The organism is Bernardetia sp., assembly GCF_020630935.1.
Classification (GTDB): domain Bacteria; phylum Bacteroidota; class Bacteroidia; order Cytophagales; family Bernardetiaceae; genus Bernardetia.
Genome location: NZ_JAHDIG010000025.1, coordinates 1 through 21,654 on the forward strand (window position 1 = coordinate 1; position 21,654 = coordinate 21,654).

General features: G+C 33.8%; 16 protein-coding genes and 2 tRNA genes. 6 read left to right on the top strand and 12 right to left on the bottom strand.

From position 1 onward, the window contains the following. Positions 1-164: 164 nt before the first annotated feature. Both QZ659_RS08700 and QZ659_RS08705 read left to right on the top strand, forming a co-directional pair. Positions 165-908 (top strand): hypothetical protein, encoded by a 744-nt coding sequence (locus QZ659_RS08700; protein ID WP_291725000.1) that lies wholly within the window; start codon positions 165-167, stop codon positions 906-908. Positions 909-1,037: 129 nt separating this feature from the next. Then, a complete protein-coding gene (locus QZ659_RS08705; protein ID WP_291725003.1) occupies positions 1,038-1,784 on the top strand; it encodes a vWA domain-containing protein in 747 nt (248 codons plus the stop codon). Between the two features lie 43 nt (positions 1,785-1,827). Here QZ659_RS08705 and QZ659_RS08710 read toward each other — a convergent pair whose 3' ends face one another. From QZ659_RS08710 to QZ659_RS08755, 10 genes are all read right to left on the bottom strand, one after another. Beyond that, positions 1,828-2,550 (bottom strand): hypothetical protein, encoded by a 723-nt coding sequence (locus QZ659_RS08710; protein WP_291725007.1) that lies wholly within the window; start codon positions 2,548-2,550, stop codon positions 1,828-1,830. Positions 2,551-2,771: 221 nt separating this feature from the next. Continuing rightward, a complete protein-coding gene (gene ftsA / locus QZ659_RS08715; RefSeq protein WP_291725010.1) occupies positions 2,772-4,106 on the bottom strand; it encodes a cell division protein FtsA in 1,335 nt (444 codons plus the stop codon). 75 nt (positions 4,107-4,181) lie between these two features. Further along, positions 4,182-4,952 (bottom strand): cell division protein FtsQ/DivIB, encoded by a 771-nt coding sequence (locus tag QZ659_RS08720; protein ID WP_291725013.1) that lies wholly within the window; start codon positions 4,950-4,952, stop codon positions 4,182-4,184. Between the two features lie 197 nt (positions 4,953-5,149). Continuing rightward, on the bottom strand, positions 5,150-5,758 hold the full coding sequence (locus QZ659_RS08725; protein WP_291725017.1) for an OmpH family outer membrane protein: 609 nt from the start codon (positions 5,756-5,758) through the stop codon (positions 5,150-5,152). 132 nt (positions 5,759-5,890) lie between these two features. Continuing rightward, the gene (locus QZ659_RS08730) at positions 5,891-6,409 is read right to left on the bottom strand and encodes an OmpH family outer membrane protein (RefSeq protein WP_291725021.1); all 519 of its coding nucleotides are present in this window, start codon (positions 6,407-6,409) and stop codon (positions 5,891-5,893) included. A gap of 74 nt (positions 6,410-6,483) precedes the next feature. Continuing rightward, positions 6,484-7,062 (bottom strand): OmpH family outer membrane protein, encoded by a 579-nt coding sequence (locus QZ659_RS08735; protein ID WP_291725024.1) that lies wholly within the window; start codon positions 7,060-7,062, stop codon positions 6,484-6,486. Positions 7,063-7,257: 195 nt separating this feature from the next. Then, a complete protein-coding gene (gene bamA / locus QZ659_RS08740) occupies positions 7,258-9,888 on the bottom strand; it encodes an outer membrane protein assembly factor BamA (protein ID WP_291725027.1) in 2,631 nt (876 codons plus the stop codon). Between the two features lie 105 nt (positions 9,889-9,993). Next, the gene (locus QZ659_RS08745; RefSeq protein ID WP_291725029.1) at positions 9,994-10,791 is read right to left on the bottom strand and encodes an isoprenyl transferase; all 798 of its coding nucleotides are present in this window, start codon (positions 10,789-10,791) and stop codon (positions 9,994-9,996) included. Between the two features lie 339 nt (positions 10,792-11,130). After that, entirely contained in the window at positions 11,131-12,300 is a 1,170-nt protein-coding gene (locus tag QZ659_RS08750; protein ID WP_291725033.1) for a PP2C family protein-serine/threonine phosphatase, read from the bottom strand. A gap of 114 nt (positions 12,301-12,414) precedes the next feature. Continuing rightward, positions 12,415-14,010, bottom strand: coding sequence for an Ig-like domain-containing domain (locus QZ659_RS08755; protein WP_291725036.1), 1,596 nt, complete (start codon positions 14,008-14,010; stop codon positions 12,415-12,417). A gap of 391 nt (positions 14,011-14,401) precedes the next feature. On the opposite strand from QZ659_RS08755, the gene QZ659_RS08760 reads away from it, so the two are divergent. The 3 genes from QZ659_RS08760 (at position 14,402) to QZ659_RS08770 (ending at position 15,327) form a co-directional block, all read left to right on the top strand. After that, positions 14,402-14,476 (top strand) — tRNA-Val (locus QZ659_RS08760). 43 nt (positions 14,477-14,519) lie between these two features. Further along, a tRNA-Val gene (locus tag QZ659_RS08765) sits at positions 14,520-14,594 on the top strand. A 97-nt stretch (positions 14,595-14,691) separates the two neighbouring features. Then, positions 14,692-15,327 carry an HAD family hydrolase gene (locus QZ659_RS08770; RefSeq protein ID WP_291725039.1) on the top strand — a complete coding sequence of 212 codons (636 nt, stop codon included), beginning with the start codon at positions 14,692-14,694 and terminating at the stop codon, positions 15,325-15,327. Between the two features lie 58 nt (positions 15,328-15,385). Here QZ659_RS08770 and QZ659_RS08775 read toward each other — a convergent pair whose 3' ends face one another. Together QZ659_RS08775 and cdd are read right to left on the bottom strand one after the other, a co-directional pair. Beyond that, the gene (locus QZ659_RS08775; protein ID WP_291725041.1) at positions 15,386-19,459 is read right to left on the bottom strand and encodes a LamG-like jellyroll fold domain-containing protein; all 4,074 of its coding nucleotides are present in this window, start codon (positions 19,457-19,459) and stop codon (positions 15,386-15,388) included. A 140-nt stretch (positions 19,460-19,599) separates the two neighbouring features. Continuing rightward, positions 19,600-20,094 (bottom strand): cytidine deaminase, encoded by a 495-nt coding sequence (gene cdd, locus QZ659_RS08780; protein ID WP_291725044.1) that lies wholly within the window; start codon positions 20,092-20,094, stop codon positions 19,600-19,602. A 191-nt stretch (positions 20,095-20,285) separates the two neighbouring features. Between cdd and QZ659_RS08785 the strand changes: the two genes are divergently transcribed. After that, positions 20,286-21,536: a glycosyltransferase family 4 protein gene (locus QZ659_RS08785; protein WP_291725048.1), complete on the top strand. Its 1,251-nt coding sequence runs from the start codon at positions 20,286-20,288 to the stop codon at positions 21,534-21,536. The last annotated feature ends 118 nt before the right edge of the window (positions 21,537-21,654 follow it).

Here is a 21,654-nt window from a genome sequence, read left to right on the forward strand (position 1 = left end):
AAATTGAAAATTAATCCCTAATTTACGATTTTGCAACTAAAATCATATAGTGCCAGGATTTTTTTAAAAATATGAAATACTTAAGCGAAATTTATAAGAGAATTATCAGCCGAGAGCCTTCTCTACTAATTTTCATTTGTCTTATTGGCTCTTTTTTAATGATTGTGGATTCGTTTTTTATAGAAATTAAGCCTTTAGTTGATAATTTCAGAAGTGAAATAGTATTATGCTGTCTTCTGTTCGTTATTGTGCTATCTGTATTAATAGATTTACATAAGAAAAACTATCAAATATACAGATGGTTGATAGTATTAGTGATCGGAATACTGATTGCTACTCAAGTAATTTTCAATAACGGGAATATCAATGTACTTCATATTGTTCTCTTTGCTGTATTATTATTAGCAATAAACAAAAGAGCATTCATTAAACTTGTAAAAAATATGCCATCTGTAGGGCTTCCTGCTATGTATATTTTGACAAAAGTGGAGCAAGAAATAGAGCTAGAAAGTAAGCAAATAATAGATAAAAACATTTATGATAGCTATAAAAAAGCCATTAATCATAATAATACAATAGACTTAGCAATAATTGATATAAAGTTTAAAATAAAACAAGAACTCAAAAACTTCTACGACAAACACAATGAAGTAACAACCACAGAACTAAGCAAGTTACTAGAGTTTTTATACCCAAGAATTGAAGAAAGTTTAGAAGAAAATATTTTTCAGAAATTTTTAGAATTAAAAACAATAAAGGACGAGAATAAAATTCGTTTTTGGGAAATAGGATATGAAATGTTACTGCTAACCAAAAGGTTAGCAGCAGATGATTCTTTAAATGTTCAGAAAGCTCATAAAGATTTTATAGATAAACCAAAAGGGATTGAAATTCAAAAAAATCCTTAGCCAGAGTTCATCTCAGAAAATGAAATTGTTTGCAAAGTAAGTCTTTTAGATTCTAAAAGGAATCGTTTTCCTTTACAAACCCTAAATGAGACACATTTTGAAGTTTGGGAAGATGGTAAAAAAGTTGAAGTGATATCAGTAAAGCCAACTGATGAGCCAATTAAACTTAAAGTATTAATGGTAATAGATTCAAGTCGCTCCATGTTTTTTGAAGATGACACAAATAATCCTGTAGATAGGTATAAAAATGTAGAAGAAGCAATAGAAAAGCTTACAGTTAATTTAAATAGTTTATCTAAAATAGATTGGTATATTTCATTACTTTTATTTAAAGTTGATTCTCAATTTGTTTTAGGAGATGGCATTTGGTCTAACAAGACTGAAGATATAAAGAGGGGACTAAAGAAACATACAAAATTAGTAAATGAGGGTACAGCTATATGGGATACCCTATATAAAGCCGTCAATGTTATTGAGAAGGAAAAAATAGGTTATAGAGTAATAGTATGTTTGACTGATGGAGAGGACAATAGAGATAGTACAGGAGAAAAATTTCAATTAGTTAAACGTAAAGTTGAAGAAGTAAGTATTCCAATATACACAGTTGGATATGGTTTAAAATCTAATTTACTAAAAGAAATAGCTGTAGCTTCTAGATATGAGGGAGGAACTAGCAAGTATTATGGAGGGACAGATATAGAAGGCATCAAGAAAATGTTTAATGAATTACCAAAATTAGCTTCTCACGCATATAATATAAAATTTAATCGTAAAAAAAAGGACAGTAAGATTGAAATCATGGTAAAACTCTATGATATCTATGAAAAAGAATACTTTAAGGATAAATTTGAAGTGCCAATAAAGGAGATTAGTTAGCCCTAAGTATTTTTCAATATATTACTTTATAATGTAAAAAATATCAACTAAACTCAATTTTATACTCTAATCCAATTTGCTCAAAAAAACTTTCTTTCTGATAAAATATTTCCTTCTGTTCTTCTGTGAGTTCTTTTGCCTTGCCAACCACAACAAAATCTATGGCTTTCTGTGGATTTCCTTTGCCATCACAGACTAAAAAACTAATGATTTCATTTTCAAGATTCTCAAATTCTTCAAAATTTTGTTCTTCTAAAAAGACAGAAATAGCAATTTGAGGATAGACAAAATGTTCCTCTCTACGAAGCTGCTTAAAAAACTGTAAGTGTTGAGAGGTAGGAAAAATAGATTTTATCTTTCCAGAAAATTGTAATGAATTTTTTGTCTTTGCTTTTTTAGCTTGTCTTTTTTCTAAGGCACCTTTACAACTTTCACACAAATAAGGCACAGGATTTTCCCACGGCTGATATTCATACACTTTTCTGTTAGAGTAGAAATCATTTCTGCGATTGAGAAAATGAGTAGGTATACCACATAAATCACATTTTGACTTTTTGATATAAGCACGACTATACTGAGCAACCTTATTATGAATCTGACGAGGCTTTAGACGAAAATTCAGAGCCAGTTCAGAAAGTGTATAACGAAATTTTTCTTTGGCATCGAAAAGTTCTTGTTCTTCTGTGTTGAGCAGCCAATAACAACGACAAAGTTCTCTTTCGTCCTCATCTTCGGTCAAATAATCTATTTCAATCTCTGGTAACATAAACTAATTATAAGTTTTTAATGATTAGTGATTAATAAATACAAGTAGCTAGAGTACGAACAGATATTTGTTGTTTTCTGTGTTACAGAACAGGGAAAAGACTTAAATGCAGTCATCAACGAGGATAAAAAAACAGACTTAAATTTCACTTTAAATCTGTCTTCATAATTATAAAAATATGAATTGTATTCATTAATCATTAATAACTAACAATTCATCATTTAGTAGGTGCTTTTATCATCAAAATCATCAATCAAGAGTTCTTTGGTTTTTTTCAAAATATTAGCAAAAAATCCTCCTGTTGGTTTTGCAGCTTGTTTCTTTACTTCTTGTCCTTGGCTATTAATCTCATAACCTACGTCTAATGCCTTATCGTAATCTCTTTGATAAACATCTCTATCATCTAAAGTTCTGAAACCAGCCAACACCAAACCTACACCAGTAGCGTACATCGGATTCTTGACACTTTCAGATTGACTTCTTCCTAAATATTCATTCGGATAACCAATACGAACATCTAAGCCTGTTTTGTATTCAAAAAGTTCTTTCAAATATTGCAAAAGAGAACCTCCACCCGTCAAGACCACTCCACCAGCCAAACGATTTTTATAGCCCGAACGCACAATCTCTCCATAAACAAGCTCTACAATTTCTTCCATTCTCGCCTCAATAATATACGACAAGTTTTTGATAGAAATTTCTTTTGAAGAACGATTGCGAAGCCCTGGGATTGATACAACTTCATTGTCTGGAGCATCTTTTGCCAAACAGCGTCCGAATTTTACTTTCAAAAGTTCAGCTTGATTTTGCATCACAGCACAGCCTTGCTTTATGTCGGAAGTGATAATATTTCCACCAAAAGGAATCACAGAAGTATGACGAATAATTCCATCAATAAAAATGGCTAAATCAGTCGTTCCTCCTCCAATATCCACAATGGCAACACCCGCTTCTTTTTCTTCTTCACTCAGCACTGAAAGTGCAGATGCCAAAGGCTCAAGAATTAGATTATCAATCTCCAAACCTGCACGCTGCACACATTTTTTAATATTTCGAATCGCATTGGTTTGAGCTGTAATGATATGAAAATCAGCTTCTAGCTTTACACCAGCCATTCCGACAGGGTCTTTTATATTTGGTTCATAATCAACAGTATAATGTTGTGGCATTACGTGAATTATGTCTGTACCAGGTTCGGTTACGATACGATACATATCGTTGGTTAGGCGATTTACGTCAGAAGGTGTAATTTCTCCATCTTTAGAATTTCTTGTAATCCCTCCGTGATGTACCGAACTTTTGATATGCTTACCTGCAATTCCTACATTTACAATACGAAGATTTACGCCCGAATTGCGCTCGGCTTCCTCAACAGCTTGTGTTATAGCTGCTACTGTTTTATTGATATTACTGATTATTCCTTCTTTCACACCTTCAGAAACGGCTTGTCCCATTCCCAAAACTTCCAATTTATCGTATTCATTCATTCTGCCTACGATAACACAAATTTTTGTTGTTCCGATGTCTAGTCCTGCTACTATTCTTTGATTTTGCATATTTCTTTATGTCGGAATGAATATAGTGTCTTTAAAAAATTACCATATTCATCAATTAATTTTATGTTTTACTATTTATTTACAGACAATCTGATTGTCGTATCTAACACTTACCATTTGATAACTTCCCCAGCCTTTCAGAGGAACAACTTTATCATAAAAAGTCTTCAAACGAGCTAGTTTGTCTTCCATATTTTCTGGTGTACCTAGCTCAATGAGTTGCTCGCCCACCTGTGGATAAGCTACCAAATTTCCCTTTGTATCTCGCTCTAGCTGCGTAATTTGGGCTTTCCAAAACGGCTGTTTGTCTATTTCTTTGAGTGCATTTATAAATACTTTTCCCTCTGGCATCTTCCAAAAAGCAGTATCTAAAAGTTCTGTATCACTCTTTTTTTCACTTGAGAGCAACATTACTCTTGCTGTAAAATTAGGAGAAAGTGGAATTAACTTTCCTGTTTCGGTAATATAAGCACCTTTAGATGTATTTTTGTTCAAAATTCGTGCAAGAGGCTTTAATTCTTCTACCTCTATACGTAAGACTCCTTTCGAATCTATTGTTACCTGACACTCATCTACAAAGTTATTAGTTTTTATGGAGTTTTCAATTTTTTTAGTGTCTATCTCTTTTATTTTGAGGTTGTTTACATCAATTTTGGCATCCTGCCGAACCAATTTCAAAATCTCTACATCTGTCAGAAAGTGAGAAGTATCTTGAGGATTTTGGGCTGCATTCTTTACTAAAATATGTACATTTTTTACCATCTGTCCACGCTGATAGACTTCTGTAACTGCCACAACTACACAGATAGCCAAAACAAACAAAATTATTTTTATAGGGATTTTCAAATCAATTAAAAATTAAAAATTAAAAATTACGAATGAAAAGACCTTTTCATCAGTTGATTTATTTTATTCAAATCATATTGTAATTTAGCCATACTAATTCTAATTGTCTAAATTTATCATTTAGTTTTCATCAAAAATACAAAAAACCTTATTCTTTTTCAGAATAAGGTTTTTCAAGAATCAAAAATAAAGATTTTTTAGTTCTGTGCTTTCTGTGCAGCTTCCATTTGAGCTTTTAGCTCGTCTTCTAGCTTCTTGTTAGCAGCAGCTAATTCTTCTGCTGTCATTTTCACGCCTAATTTGTTCAAAACTAAAAGTGTTACATCAATTTGGTCAGTAGAGTAAAGGAAGTTGTCTTGTCCCATTCCGTCTTGGCTACTCAAAATGAATGTATAACCATTTTCTTTTCCTACTTCTTCGATAGCTGTTTTTACTTTTTTCAAAATAGGCGTTTGAAGACTCGTTTGCATTTTTTGAAGCTCTCTAGTGTAGAGTTCTTGCTCTTGTTGAAGTTCTTGCTGGAGTTTTTGAAGTTCTGCTGCCTTAGTTTGAAGTGCAACAGGAGGAATATTTGGGTCTTGACGGTCTTTCTCAAACTTTGCATATTTTGCTTCAAAATCTTTTTGCTTATCTGCTAAAATACCACTAAGTGCAGCTTCTGTTTTCTTGAGAGAATCTTGCGCTTTTTGATATTCAGGAACGTGAGGCAAAATAAGATAAGCACTTGTATAACCAATCTTTACATTTTGTGCATTGGCAGCAAAACCAAATGCAAATAGTGTGAGTAGAAGAAATATCTTTTTCATCGTTTGTTTTGTCTTGTATATAGAATTATAGTTTTTCTTTGAGCTATTGAAATTAGCTGCACTCAAAAATAATTCTGCAAAGGTAAGTAATTAATTAATTTTAATTGTTGTAAGGGTCAGAATTGATTTTTATTATTGAAGTCCTAACTTTTTGATTACTAAGTCTGTAATATCTGTTCCTTCTGCCGAATAAAGAATATAAGCTGTATTTGTACCATCTAATTCATTCAATATCAGAACATAATTTCCTTCCTTTCCAACTTCTTTTATGGCTTCACGGATTTTTTCATAGATAGGAAAAAGTAAATCGTTTTGTTTTTTCTGAAAACGCTCTTCTGCTTGTTTTTCCTGCTCTTGAATTGCAGCATACATGGTTTGAAGTTCTTGTTGTGCAGCTTGTTGTTGTGCTTGATTAGTTACAGTTTTTTCCAACTCTGCTTGTCTAGCTTGGAGTTTCTGATATTCTCCTTGTAAGTTTTTCTGAATTACTTTTTGTAATCCTTCTAGTTCAGAAGTTGCAGCTTTGTAAGCTGGCATCATACTAGCCACAGAATCTACTTGTACATAGCCTATTTTTTGAGCATTTGCTTGTGTATTGATAAAAAATGCAAAAGCAAATAAAAGGCTTAGAGATAAAATTATCTTTCTCATAATTTGAATAAGTTTTGTTTTAAGTGAGTTTGAAGGGTATTTTTTTATTTGTTGGAGATTTTAAATATTTAAGTTTATCCTTTATCGATAGAAATATTAGGGTCTTGAATACCTAGTTCTTCCAAAACGAAGTCGGTAAAGTTGTATGTCTCATCGTAGAAAAGCATGTGCAAGTCACTAGCTTTGTCAAACATAAAATGCAGTTTCTTTTGCAACGAAACAATACGTACAGCTTCCATAATTTTGTCTTGAATCGGACGAATAAGTTCACGCCTTTTCTTAAAAAGAAGTCCGTTTGCACCAAAAATACTTTCTCTGTATGTAATTAAGTCTGTTTCTTTTTGAGCAATTTCTTTTTGTTTTTCAGCATACATTTCTTCTGTCAAGAGTACTCTTTCAGCTTCTAATTTTGTACGACTGTCCAAAATCTCTTGTTGTTTTTTGGCTAGTTCAGCCTTCCACTGCTTGGTCATTTCTTCTAATTCTGAATTGGCTTGCGAATATTCTGGCAAACGCTCCAATATTTTTTGAGAATCGATATAACCAAAACGCTGAGCAGAAGCTATATTCGGATTTACTAAAGATACTAGCCCTACCAAAAATAGAGCAGAGACAGCAAAACGAATAGTTGTATTAAAAAAGGTTTTCATCATATATAGGGATAAAATTCAAAATCATTGCCAAATTTTTCAGTTACCAGTTATCAATTAGCAGTTATCAGTTTTTAACAGTTATCAAATTTAAAAAAATAAAGTAAGCTCTTTATATCATTCTGAAAAACTTTTATCTAACAAAGTCTTCCATTTCGAATTTTATTGGTAATTGATAACTGTTTACTGACGACTGATTTACCTAAGCATTTGTCCGATAGTAAAGTGGAACTGAGGACCGTTTGCAGCAGGATTGCCTGGTATTTGGTCAAATCCATACGCCCAGTCTATTCCTAAAAGACCAAATGCTGGCATAAAAATACGTGCGCCTACTCCAGCAGAACGTTTCAAATCAAATGGTTTGAAGTCTTGAAAACTTCCCCAGTTATTCCCACCTTCTGCAAACGCAAGAACAAAAATAGAGGCTGCTTGATTGAGGGTAACAGGATAGCGAAGCTCCATTACAAACTTATTGTATGCTACACCACCTTCTCTTTTTGAATCACTTGGAACAACAGAATTATCTTCATAACCTCTCAAACCAATAATATCAGAACCTAAAAGTAAGTTACCAAAACCAAGACCAGCACCACCCAAAATAAATCTTTCAAATGGACTTGTCGGAGCATTTTTATTGTATGAGCCTATGAATCCCATGTGTGCTCTTGCACTAAAGACAAGGTCTCCAGCTATTGGCGTGTACCAAGTATTGTCAAACATCCATTTGTGATATTCTACAAACTTAAATATATCAACATCTTCAGCTGTTTGGTAATCTATATTTCTGAACGAAGAGTATGGAGGAGTGAGTCCTAAACTAAGAGAAATAGTAGAACCATTGCGTGGGTAAATCGGACTATCTACACTAGAGCGAGAAAGTGTTGTATTGAAAACAATATTATTGAAAGAACCATCAATGATATTTCTAAAACCTGCTCTTGTGTAATTATTCAAACTATAACGCAAGAAAGATAGTGAGTTGCTAAGTGTAAAGTAGTTATCTGGCACTCTCAAACGGCGACCTAAAGCAAGTGTAATACCCGAGACTTGGAAATTACCTGTAATTTCTCTACTAAAATTGAACTCGCTTTGCTTTGAGTGTTGTAAACTAATAGAGAACGAGTTTGGCTTTTTGCCTCCCAACCAAGGCTCAGTAAATGAGAAAGAATACGTCTGGAACTGACGCCCACTTGCTTGAAAACGCAATGAAACTTGCTGTCCATCGCCTTGTGGAAGTGGCGACCACGAACTAAAATCTAACAAACGACTAGAAGAGAAATTATTAAATGTTAGTCCAAGAGTTCCGATGAAACCAATAGTTCCACCTCCCCATCCCCCAGAGAGTTCAATTTGGTCGTTTGGTTTTTCTACTACTGAATAGTGAATATCTACTGTTCCGTCTGCCATATTCGGAATAGGATTTATACCTATTTGTTCAGCATCAAAATATCCGAGTTGAGAAAGTTGTTGTTGTGTTCTTAATAATGCTGAACGGCTAAATTTCTGCCCTGGAACGGTATAAACTTCTCTTAAAATAACATGGTCTCTTGTACGAGTATTTCCTGTTACGATGACTTTACTTATAGTTGCTTGGTCTCCTTCAAAGATTCTCATTTCTATATCAATAGAATCATTTTCTACTCTTACCTCAATAGGCTGAATATTGAAGAATAAATATCCATCATCCATATACAGAGAAGTAATATCTAAACCTGTTGGGTTATACGACATACGTTTCTGTAAATCTTCTGGGTTGTAAACATCTCCTTTTCTGATACCTAAAACTGAACTCAAAAGTGTATCTGAATGAATATAGTTACCCGACCAAGTAATATTTCTATAATGATATTTATTTCCTTCGTTTACAGTCAATTTAATTTTGACATTGTCTCCTTCTTTCTTGACTGTATCCGAAATAACATAAGCATCTCGGTAACCTTGTTTGTTGTAGTAAGCAATAAGAGATTGTTTGTCGTTTTTAAATTCTTTAGGGATAAACTTAGAAGAGCGAAATATATTCCACGCTACAAACTCCTTTGTTTTTTTCATTTTACGCTTTAACTTCTTATCTGCAATCGCCTCGTTGCCTTCAATTTCAATATCTTCTATTCTTACTTTCTTGCCTTTATCTACATCGATTTCTAATCTAATACTGTTGGCTAGTGTAGTATCTTTTTTCTGAACGATATTTACCTTGATATTATTAAAGCCTTTTTGAATGTAGTGTTGTTTAATGGCAACTTCTGTATTTTTGATAATAACATCGTTTACAATACGTCCACGCACGAGCGTTACTTTGTCTTTCAACGTATTCTGTTGTCCTTTTGGAATACCTGTAAAATCAAAACGAGATAACCTTGGTCGTTCGGTCAAGATAAGTTTTAGAAATATTTTTTCTCCCTCTACTTTATCTACTTCAATACTCACATCTCCTAGAAGTCCTTGTTTCCAAAGTTTACGAATAGCAAGTCCGATAGTCTCTCCTGGAACGATTATTTTGTCTCCAATACGTAATCCTGTAAGTGAAATGAGTGCATTTGGGTCAAGATAGCTTGCTCCTTCTACACTAATTCCTCCAATAGTATATTCTTTAGGGTTTGCATAATCAAAATCTTTCTTAGAAGAAGTTCCAAAACTGCCTAATCCTTTAAACGGTGTAGTTTGGGCAACAACTGAAATTACATTTCCGAAGAATAAAGAGAAAAACAATAAAGAAAAAACAATACCTTTCGTAATGTTTTTTTCTGATAGAGAATGAATAAATTTATTATGAGAATACATAGATTCAAACAAGGATAATGAATGAGTAGAATAGCGTAGCTTTTTCATAAACTAAATGATGCAAAACCTAGTGATAGATTCTGCCAATTTTATATTTTCTTTTAATCTAAAGATTGATATTTTATTTTCTTATTAAAACTTGTTGTCGTTGTTTTAAATTTGGTCTTCTGTTTTTCCAAAACGCCTTTCTCTATTCTGATAACTAAGAAAAGCCTCAAACAAATGTACTTTTCTGAAATCAGGCCACAACACGTCTAAAAAAGCAAGTTCGGAGTAGGCTAACTGCCAAAGCAAGAAGTTACTAATTCGCATCTCACCACTTGTACGAATCATAAGTTCTGGGTCTGGAATAGATGTAGTGTAAAGATGTTTGGCTATCAGTTCTTCATCTATTTGGCTTGCCTTAATTTCTCCTTGCTCTACTTTTTGAGCAATTTTTTGAATCGCTGTTTTCATTTCTGTACGCCCACTATAACTTAGAGCCAGTGTCAAGACCAGTGTGTCGTTATGTGCCGTTTTGGCAATAGATTCATCAAGTTGTAGCTGACATTTATTAGGAAGTGAAGCTAGTTCACCAATCGCTCCTAGTTTTACACCTTTTTCGCTCAATTCCTTTACTTCACTTCGCAATGTTGAAACCAAAAGTTGCATCAAGCTATTTACCTCATCGGCTGGGCGTTGCCAGTTTTCAGTAGAAAATGTATAAAGTGTAAGGTATTTTACTCCCATTTCCACACATCCTTCTATCGCTTCTCTGACAGCTTTTACAGCATTCTTGTGTCCAAAAACTCTAGAAAAACCTCGTTGTTTTGCCCATCTTCCATTACCATCCATAATAAGCGCAACGTGAGAAGGTATCCGATTTTTATCTAATAGTTCCTTTACCTCTTCTTTCGTACGAGAAGAAGTTGGAACGAGTGCTGTAAAATTTTCTACTTTTTCTGGTTTCATAATGTACTTCCCTTCTGATGCTCAAATCGTATTTAATAGATTATAATTTCAAACAAAAAACTGTTTTGTTTGTATTTTTTAGATTCAAGCTATTTCAATTTGGGGCGCAAGTTACGAAAAGATTAGCCAAATTCAGTTTTATATCTTCTTAAAACCTTCAAAAAAGGTATTTATAATGATAAATAACCAAATTAATTTAAAATTCTTTTTAAGAATCTCGTAATCAAAAACTTAGACAACTGGTAGAAAGACGAAGCTAAAGGGGGAAGTGTCGCAGAAAGTTTGGCAAGTCTTTTATTAAAAAATGTAAAACAGGAGTTCAATAGACAGTGTGCCTGTTTAGGTTCTGATGCCTACCACCACTACATCATCGGTTTGGCGAGTTATTTTTTTCCAGTTTTCAAATGCCGAATATATTTCTGTTTGCATTTGAAACATAGATATGGAATGGCGTTCGTTGAGAAGCTGTCTAAAACGACGACTACCAAATTTTTTATCATTCTTTCCTCCAAACTGGTCGGTATAACCATCTGAAAATAGATAAAAATGAGTGTTTTTTACATAATCAAAGGTATTGATAGTAAATACTTTTGTTTTTTTTCTTCTTTCTCCTCCTAGAGCAGCACGACTACCTTTAATCACTTGGATATGTTCATCATTTGGAGTTCTATAATACAAAGGACGGTTTGCTCCTGCATAATGCACCTTTTTGCTTTCTTCATCAAAAACAAGTATTGAAGCATCCATTCCCTCTCTTACTTTTACAGCCTTGCTACTATCAGTATGTTGTGAGGAGGTAAATGCCTCTGTAATTCCTTCATCTAAGGCTTCTAAAATGTTATGAGGCAAGACTACTTTTTCTTTCTCTATAATTCGCTCTAAAAGAAAATAACCCACAATAGTCATAATAGCTCCTGGAACGCCATGTCCTGTACAATCTGCCACAACCATCACTTTATATTTTTTTGTATCTAATTCTATATTTCTAAACCAATAGAAATCGCCACTGATAATATCTTTTGCCTTATAAAAAACAAAGGCTTCTTCAAAATTAGACTTTAACAAGGATGGGTCTGGCAAAAGAGCAAGTTGTAACCTTTCAGCAGTACGAACACTTGATTGAATGTCAGCAAATAATTGTTCGACCTGTACACGCTGTTCTTTTATCTTTTCACTTTGGGCTTCTAATTCATGAGAGTATTGTGTTACAATCTGATTTTGTTGAACAAGTTCCTCATTGTAAGTTTCTATATCTCTCTGAACTTTAGTTACTTTATCCAAATTGCGTCCAGCAAACCCAAAAGCTATACCCAAAAAAATGGGCGCACTATCAATAATGAAATGTAAAGGATTTAAAGAATGCACACTTACCAACCCATTCCAACTAATGGGCAATTCTTTTAGAAATATACCATCAAAAAGTAGAGCAAAAATAGGAAAGCAAAAACCAAAACCTATACCAAATAAAGCATATTCGAGTGTATATGATTTTTGTAATGATAATTTCATTTATAAGGTAAAAGTAACGTAATAACAGAAATAAGCAATTTTGAATAGGAACTAGCCTATTAAAGTACGAATTTTTCACTTAAAATGTTAATTTTTTTCGATTTTAATCATCATCTAACTTCCTAAATCTATATTGATATCTTCAAATTCCCAGTTGGGTTTGACTTCAATTTCTCTGTTTAAGTTTATGACAGGTTCAGGCAATACTCTATTTTCAAAATCGCCATTATCCCATTTTCCATTTGCATTTATATCTACCAAAACTCTGATGGTTTTGTTGCCCTTTGTTAGATTTTCAAATCTGTATTTGCGTTCATTTTTTATAGTCTGTTCTACTTTACCCTTATCATTAAGTACTTCGATGATGAAATTATCATACGCTCCTAAAACTTGTCCACTAATAACACCATAATTTGATTCTGCCCCTTGTGTGTACTCTAAGTTTTTAGCATCTTTCAAGGTATCATTTTCTACGGAAACAAACGTATTTGGTCGTATTTGTAACTGAAAGGCTTTTTCCCTGTCTGTGGAAAGTTCTATTTCTTTTATAAAGGAAAGTTCTGTTTTATTCTTATTAAATTTCCAATCGGCTGCTGTAGTTAGTGTTCCTGTACTGTCTCCTTTAAAACCAGTAACGATACTGTCATATTGAATATGAACAACTGGCTTATTGAAAAATAATTTGAGTTCTAATTCTTTATTTGGTAAAATAGGCGTTGCAGAAGGTGGCTCTTCTCTCATTGTAAAAGCATTTTCACGAAGTTTTCTAACTTTTCCAAACTGTACTGTCAGAGTAGTATCGATAGTATTTCCTATGGAATCAGTAAACGACATTTTTGCCACAACAGAATCTTCAGTGTTTATATTTTTATTATAAAAATTGATATATTCTTCTTGCAAAACGGGATAAAATAAAGTGTCATAATCTTTGTCTAATCCTTCATCTTGATATTCAATCGTATAATCAGCTAGTGTTTTATTGAATTTTATTTCAAAATACTGTCCTCTCTGCCTAGCTCCAGACACACGAAAAGGCAAAATATCGTATCTCAGCACTTCAAAATCAACTCCAGAATAACTTGCTCCTATTTGTAAAGGCTCTTCATAAAAACCTATCATTTCTGTATTTTTGTTGTACACATAGTCTCTTTTATCTTTTGGCTCTGCTAATGCATATACTTTATAATTTCCTGCTTTTATATTTTCGATAGCATATCTTCCTGTTGAGTCTGTAAGAGAGAAATAAAGAGGGCGACGATTAGTTATATCAAAAGAATCTGCTTCTACATCATTGAAAGCATACAAACCCACCATTGCATTTTCCAATTTCCTACCACCCATCAAATCAGAGACTGTTCCTGTAATAAGCAAAGAATCTATTTTATCGCCTGTACTGAAAGCCAGTTTGATATTTTTGGGAACATTTTTTTCATTAAAATCAACAACTCCTTTTCCAAAAGAAAAAGTATAGGTAGTATTTTCAGCAAAAGGCTGGTCAAATTTTAGTGTTAGACGATTTCGCTTTACTGTTGATTTATATGTTCCATCAATAAAAGGGGAAATTTGTAGCTCTTCTTGCAGTCTTTGTGTGGCTATGTCTTCGTCAAACTCCAAAATAATAATATCACCATTGAAATTAGTCGACTGGTCAATTGGGTAAGTAGAAATGAGCTTAGGGGGAGTAATATCTTTTGGTCCTCCTGAGGGCATACTTTGACTGGCACAAGCTGCTAAAAAAACAACAAACGAAAAAGATACTAGGATATATACAAGGCGATTGAGCTTCATAAACAAACGAAACAGACTAAAATTTGGATAAAATTATTTTCAAAATTACTAAATTCATTTAGCAAGAATAGTATTTCTTAAAATTAAAGATCTTTAAAAATTAGAAAAACTGTCAAACAAAAAAGATGAGGAACTATTTTCACTCATTAATCATTGATAATGAACAGTTTACAAAAAACATGAAAAAATAAACACTTTTTTTTAAATAATTACTTGACTGATATTAGTTTTGTGCATACCTTTGCATTCTCAATTCGGACAAAGAGATGATAAAAAGAATGTCAAAATTTGTCCAATGTAAAGATTAAAGAATGGGCCTATAGCTCAGCTGGTTCAGAGCACCTGCCTTACAAGCAGGGGGTCATAGGTTCGAATCCTATTGGGCCCACATTTTTTACTTTACAATTTCAAAATTGAGAAAACTATTAAAAGGGCCTATAGCTCAGCTGGTTCAGAGCACCTGCCTTACAAGCAGGGGGTCATAGGTTCGAATCCTATTGGGCCCACACTTTTAAAAAGGTTTTAAGAAAATTAATTTTGATTAGTTTTTTTAAAGCCTTTTTTTTGTGTCTATATTTTACATCCACCAATTTTTATTCTCTTATGTCTGAATCCACTCCAAAATTATACGATTATGAAGCTATTATTTTTGATTTAGGAGGTGTAATTATCAATTTGAGTTATAAAAAAACAGAGCAAGCCTTCAAAAAAATCTTTGGAACTGATTTTTCAGAAGCGTATTCGAAGCAAAGTCAAACAGAAATTTTCAATCAGTTAGAAACAGGACAGATTTCAGAGAAAGAATTTGTAGAGGCAATGCAAAAATCCTCTTCCAAAGAAGTGAAATATCAAGAAATTATTGATGCTTGGAATGCAATGCTTTTAGATATTCCTAAAGAAAGAATTGAGTTATTGAAAGAGATAGGGCAAAAAAAACGTATTTTTCTTTTGAGCAATACCAATGAAATTCATAAAAAGGCTTTTGATAACATTATTTTTCAAAGTCACAATATGGACGGTTTAGAACCTCTTTTTGAAAAATCTTATTTTTCTCATTTGGTAGGAATGCGCAAACCCAACAAAGAGATTTTCGATTTTGTTATCAAAGAAAACAATCTTAATCCTCAAAAAACACTTTTCATAGACGACAGTCCACAGCATATCGAAGGCGCAAGAAAAGCGAACTTAAAAGCCTATCATTTAGAAATCAGTACACATTCTGTTTTGGATTTGATATAAAACAATATCCCTAACCAAAAAGAAATTGATAAGGGATATTTTTTATAGTTTGAAACCATTATTCTTTTTCTATTTTCACAAACTTGGTGCGAGTAGGCGTAATAACTTTTACTAAGTACATTCCTTTTGATAAACCTTCTAAAGACATTTTTATTTTAGATGAATTACCACTGGTCTTAGTTTTTAAGAGCATTCCCACACTATTATAAATTTCAGCTTTATAAATAGTGTTAGCTAGATAAATTTCGTTCAAGTCAATCGTAAATTCATTGCTAGTAGGGTTTGGATAGATTTTAATTCCACCTTCCACTCCTCCTTCTATTTTGGCACTCACTACTGGACTAGCTTTATCTTGTGCGTTATTACTCATTTGTTTCAGATAATAATAATAAACTAAGTTAGTTTTTACTTCTTCATCTTCAAAAATATATCTATTAGCACTCTTTGCTTCTACCCAGCCTACTTTTGCAAACGTTTGGTTGTCATCCGAACGCCAAATTTCATACCCTTCAATATCTATTTCATTAGCTGTTTTCCATTCTATCAGAATAGAATTATATAATGGCTTTGCTGTGAGAGAAAGTAGTTCTACTGGCAGAATTACAGGGTCTAAAGTCATTGGTACGCCAAAATCTGAAAATCCACTCATCCATTCCATAGCCGTCGAAACAACTGAATTATCATAGCAAAGCGCAGGTAAATTAGGGATTGACCAAGGGTCTGCACTTGTATTACGCTTCATAATAGCTGTTTGGGGACTTCCACATGCTCCAGCATTGGTATAGGCGTTATTGAAAAGTGTAAGACGATATTTTCCATCGCCTGCTACTTTTGTAGAAAGAGTAGAATCTGAATATGCTGAAAGTGTCCAAAAACCATGGTCAAGTACAGGACAGCTTCCAAAATTGGCTTGACAACGACGCTCATTTGGAGAGTTAGGCACACTTCCATACTGATTGAAATAACTCAAAATGTATTTTCCATCTGTAATCGGATTTTGAAACTCTACCTTTGCTTGCTCATATTGTAAAGGATTGACTGTACAGTTTCTTAGCTTGTGGTCTGCTATTCCAAAACCATCTTCTAAGTCATAATTTCCTATCAGTTCTGGAGGAATCGTACACTCATAACGTACACAGTAATTTGAAGCTATTTCGGCTTGCGCTCTAGCTACATTCCAAATACGAATATTATCATATTTTCCAGACAAGTACCAATTGTTTCCTGCATCACTTCTGTACCTGCCCACATAAAATTTATTATTTGTAGCTGATGTGATGGTGGTATTCAAATCTGTAACGTTGTAATTAGCTGTCGGAACTTCATTTCCATCAATGTAAACAACGATTTCTGAGCCATTGTATGTCATAGCAAAGTGATGCCAGTTATAGGTTGTGGTAGAGGAGCTAAGTAGTCCACTGTATGTAAAATCTTTTACAACTCCTCCTCCTAAATCAATTCTAAAACCAGTAGTTGTTCCATTTTTGCGAAGGGCAAATAACTGTTTAGGCTTATCTGTTCCCATATAAAAAATAGCTCCGTTGCTAGGGCTAGGATTAATAGAGACCCAAGCCTCCAAAGTACGTGGGTTATTACCCAAAATAGCTACATCAGCAGGAAACTGTAAATGCCTAGCTGCCACAGCATCTGGAACAGAAGATTGATTATCTGTCAAGTGAATAATACGATTATTGAGTAATGGATTTAACTGACAGAACTTATCACTTGTAGCAGTAGGAGTTACCCAGTTGGCAGCTGTTGTATTGACAATATTTGCTCTTTTAGTAGCTACCACAGTAGCAACACCTAGATTTTCAACTGCCAAACCAACAGGAAAATTATATGTTCCCATTGTATTTATGGCTCTTCGCAACCTTCCACCTACAAAACGGTCAGTAGAGTTGTTGGTAAGTACGAACCCTGTTACTGAATTTGAGTTCGGATTTTGTATCACAACTTCTTTATTTCCTTCTGTTTGTAGTATTCCTCTGATAAAAGTAAGTGAACCTGTCTTGCTAACCACCATATTTTGAGTGCCTGCATCAGATACTTTTACTCTAGGAACATTTGGAGAAGGTGTTTGATTATTGACCCATAAGTTCTCAAAATTACCTTTTCCTGTGGCAGTTCTTGTATAGGTTTGTGGTTGTAAACCTATAAACTGTAATGTAGAATTAGTAGGCATAAAAAGAGTTCCTGAATGCACCATATCTCCACAGACGTCCAAACGCTGATTTGGATTGATAGTAATGCTTGCCCCATTTTCTATAATAATATTTCTACACGAACGATTTGCCTTGATAATAGGAAATGAAAACGGTGGAATACCATTTACGAGTGCTGGAATTACAATATCTTGACTACAATCTGGAATACTTGATTGTCCACAAGGCGCACTCCAGTTTTTAAAATCTCCATATTCTCCTGTATAAATCCCTGTTATAGGGTCTTTTTGGTCGCCTACCCAAACATATTCTACCGTTCCGACACAAATCGTATCATAGACATAACATTGTCCTAAGTTCACCCTTACAATATAATCTCTTGTTCTGCGTACATCAACAGTAATTTGAGGAGTAGTTTGCAAATCTGGATACCACAAATAGTCTAATGCTCCAAATGTTTCAGCATCTAAGGTCGCATTCGAACCATAAAAAATAGAAATATCAGGTCCTAAATTGAGCGAGTTGAAGGCAGAAAAATAACCATAACGACATCCTCCAGTAGCATTTCCGTTGGTTACGCCCATGTGAAAAAGTGTAGTTGTGTTACGAACAGAAGCAATCGCTCCAGATGCTACTTGTGCTGTGGTAAGTGTAATTCTTGCCGATTTCCAAGCTGTTGTTCCACTTACATTGGTAAATGAGCTTGCTGGAATAGCTGTATTAACTGCTCCTCCATTCAAAGAAAAGTTGGCTTCTCCTCCAGCTTTCACTAAAATAGTGAGCGTAAAGTTGTCTGTTGTAGAACGTCGCACTTGTGTTAGACGAGACCCTGTACATTCAATAGGAGGCAAAATAGCTGCTCCTGTTTCGCATCCATAACCAGACATGTGAAGTACATAAACAGGCTTATTAGAAGTAATGTAAGCACTCGGATGTGTACCTTCAGTTAGATCAAAAGCATACTGCTGTCCTGCTGCTAAAGTAGGAATACCTGCAATACTTGCCCCTCCTCTATTGATGGTTAGTGTTGTTCCTGCTTGAGTAGCCAAAACATATACTTTCTCGGGTTGGGCTGTACCTCCAACACCTAATGAACCACGCATAACAATATATTCTGTTCCCAAAACATTTGTAGGTACAAGCTGATCGCCAGCCAAATCATAACAACTGCCCTGTCCAGTCAGAATGGTGTCATGGAATAGTGTAACTGCAACAGGCTTATCAGAAACTACACGAGAACCTACTGGAGCATTTCCTGCTGTGGGTTGCTGTGAAGCTACGTTAAATGTTTCTCCTCTATTGAGCATAATAGTACGTGTTCCTGCTGCTGCAGTTGTGCCAGATGCACCTGTTGCACTAAAAGTACGAGTAGGTCTAGTAGTAGTGATAGTAACAGAGGTATTGTCTTCTGTTGCTACAATGACAAATCCAGAATAAGCATTTGGAGTTCTGGACTGATGATTCCAAGCTGTCTGCATAGGAATCCAAAAATCTTTACCCAAAGCATTTTTACCCTTTAAAGCAAACATTTCAGGATTGTTAGTAGAAGATGCTTCATAGTATGCTGTTATTTTAGCAGTAGATTCTATGAGTATTCCATTCGGAAATTTATTATTGTAGTTTCTATTTGCATCAACTTCATCAGTAGCTTGTACTCCAGTAATGGTAGTCATGCGAGGAGTTTCTACCAAGTTTATCCATGTTGTTAAATCCAGTTCTCCAGTAGAGTAAGCAGCTAAGTTGATTACCTGTGTAGGAAAAGCAGCATCTCTTGGCATACTAACTACTACTGTGGCAGGCTTATCTAAAGTAGAAAAGCGTAAAAAAATGGGTCTATCATTATGCCCTCTCGTAATATCTGGGGCAGCAAACCAAAAACGGTCATCGATTTGAGCAAAGCTATCATTAGCCTTTACAACACAGAGAAGCAATACAAAAAACACTAAAAAGTTGTATATATTTTTCATTACAAATGACAAGTAAAAAGTAAAAAAAAAGTACCTACCAAACCAAAATCAGAATGCTAGATACCACATTTTTTATAGTCAAATCTTATGCTAATATGTAATGATTATTGCTTACAATTCAAAATATTCGTCGAATATTTTTACTCTATATTCAAGCTACTTTTAGAAAACTTTAAAGGCAATAAATCAGCTATCGAATGAATAACATAAATAGATTTGTTTTCGCCTTCCATAATCATTCGTATAGGTTTTTCTTGTTTGTTTTCGTATTCTGACATTACCTGTCGGCACGAACCACAAGGAGAAATTGCTATAAAATTAGTTGCCTTTTGTGGCTTGGCTGCAATAGCAATCGTTTCGATAATTTCATTGGGAAACTGATTGGAAGCTGAAAAAATAGCTGTTCGCTCAGCACAAAGTCCAGAAGGGTAGGCTGCATTTTCTTGATTACTTCCCAAAACAACTTCTCCATTTTGTAACTTGATGGCAGCTCCTACTGAAAATTCTGAATAGGGTGCATAAGCTCTTTTGGTAGCTTCTCTAGCTTCATTTAGCAATGAAACATCTTCTTTTGAAAGCTCACTTTCATTTTCATAAACCGTAATCTGTATTTGTATTTGATGTGTTTTTGACATATTTATTTAATTGATAATTAGCTTCGCTCGCTTTTAGATGGCTCTGCTGAGCTAAAGGTTAATGATGAATAATGAGGAAGATAAAAAAGCGTGTTCTGTCAGAATATAAAAAAAGCTATTTTTGTAACTTCAAATGATTAATTTTTTCTCAAAAAAATCACTCATTAACCATTCATCACTAATAATTAGCCTTGAAACAAATAGCTATTTTTTCACCCAATTATTTCCCCGAACTCGGTGCGTGTTCGTCCCGTATTCAATATTTGGCAGAGCGTTTGAAAAAGGAAGGCAATAGTGTAACCGTTTATACTACGTTTCCAAATTACCCCACAGGAACAGTTTTTTCTTCATATAGAAGGTTTCTTTTCAGAAAGTTTATACATAAAGAAAATATAAATGGAATAACTGTAATTCGTTTTTCTTTTTATCCTTCCAACTCCTCGTCTGCCTTGGTTCGTCTTTTTAGTATGGTAAGTTTAGCTTTGAGTTGGTTTTTAGCATTTCCATTTCTCAAAAGACAGCAACCTAATATTATTTTTGTTCAAAGCCCTCCACTTTTGCCTGTCCTGAGTGTTTGGATGTTATCAAAAATGATTAGTAAGAAAGGCTATATTCCTTCGCTTATCTTGAATCTTTCCGACCTTTATCCTCGTGTTCTTTTAGACCTAGACAAAATAAAAGGGCAGACAATATACAACCTCCTTTTGAAAATTGAAGCATTTTTATACAAAAAAATGGATTTTATTGTTGGTCAGTCAGAGGAAATTATAAATTATGTACAAGAAATTGTTCCTCATAAACCTATTTTTCTGTATCGCAATGGTGTAGATACAGATAGTTTTAAGGTCAAAGAAAATTATGAGATTGAAAAAGATAAGCCAATAAAATTAGTCTATGCAGGGCTTTTGGGAGTAGCACAAGGAGTTTTGGAAATGATAAAAAATGTAGATTTTGAGGAAATAAATGCAGAACTACATTTATATGGAAATGGAAACGAAAGAAATCAGATAGAGCGATTTCTTATAGAAAATTTTAAAGATAAAAAACAAACTGTATTTCTTTATGATGCTATTCCCTCAAAGGAAGTAGCTCAAAAATTAGCTGATTACGATGCAGCTATTATTATTCAGAAAAAACAAATTTTGGGAACTGTTCCCTCCAAAATATATGAAGCAATGGCAGCAGGATTGCCTATTTTATTACTTGGAAGGGGCGAAAGTGCAGATATAGTCAGAAAATACAGCACTGGAATTGTGATAAAAACAACGATGAATAAGCAAACTAATTCGACGAATTATGAACTATTGCCTAAAGAAATTCGTACCTTGAAAAAAATGACTTTGAAAGAAAGAAAAGCCTTTGGAGAAAATGGAAGAAGAGCAGCCCAAGCTGTTTTTGATAAAAAAAATCAATTCAAGAATATTAAAAAGTTATTTGAATAAACCATTTTATCTCTTAAAATGTATATCTGTAAAAAGCAAATCTATCAAAAAAATAAAGCTGTTTTTTTACTATGAAAATTGCTTTTTGCTCACTACTTTTGCAAGTCTGAAAAACTAG

Coding starts and splice junctions, on each gene's coding strand:
- QZ659_RS08710 (WP_291725007.1), bottom strand. CDS start 2,550: ATGTTACCAGAGATTGAAATAGATTATTTGACCGAAGATGAGGACGAA.
- ftsA (WP_291725010.1), bottom strand. CDS start 4,106: ATGCAAAATCAAAGAATAGTAGCAGGACTAGACATCGGAACAACAAAA.
- QZ659_RS08725 (WP_291725017.1), bottom strand. CDS start 5,758: ATGAAAAAGATATTTCTTCTACTCACACTATTTGCATTTGGTTTTGCT.
- QZ659_RS08730 (WP_291725021.1), bottom strand. CDS start 6,409: ATGAGAAAGATAATTTTATCTCTAAGCCTTTTATTTGCTTTTGCATTT.
- QZ659_RS08735 (WP_291725024.1), bottom strand. CDS start 7,062: ATGATGAAAACCTTTTTTAATACAACTATTCGTTTTGCTGTCTCTGCT.
- bamA (WP_291725027.1), bottom strand. CDS start 9,888: ATGAAAAAGCTACGCTATTCTACTCATTCATTATCCTTGTTTGAATCT.
- QZ659_RS08745 (WP_291725029.1), bottom strand. CDS start 10,791: ATGAAACCAGAAAAAGTAGAAAATTTTACAGCACTCGTTCCAACTTCT.
- QZ659_RS08750 (WP_291725033.1), bottom strand. CDS start 12,300: ATGAAATTATCATTACAAAAATCATATACACTCGAATATGCTTTATTT.
- QZ659_RS08755 (WP_291725036.1), bottom strand. CDS start 14,010: ATGCCCTCAGGAGGACCAAAAGATATTACTCCCCCTAAGCTCATTTCT.
- QZ659_RS08770 (WP_291725039.1), top strand. CDS start 14,692: ATGTCTGAATCCACTCCAAAATTATACGATTATGAAGCTATTATTTTT.
- QZ659_RS08775 (WP_291725041.1), bottom strand. CDS start 19,459: ATGAAAAATATATACAACTTTTTAGTGTTTTTTGTATTGCTTCTCTGT.
- cdd (WP_291725044.1), bottom strand. CDS start 20,094: ATGTCAAAAACACATCAAATACAAATACAGATTACGGTTTATGAAAAT.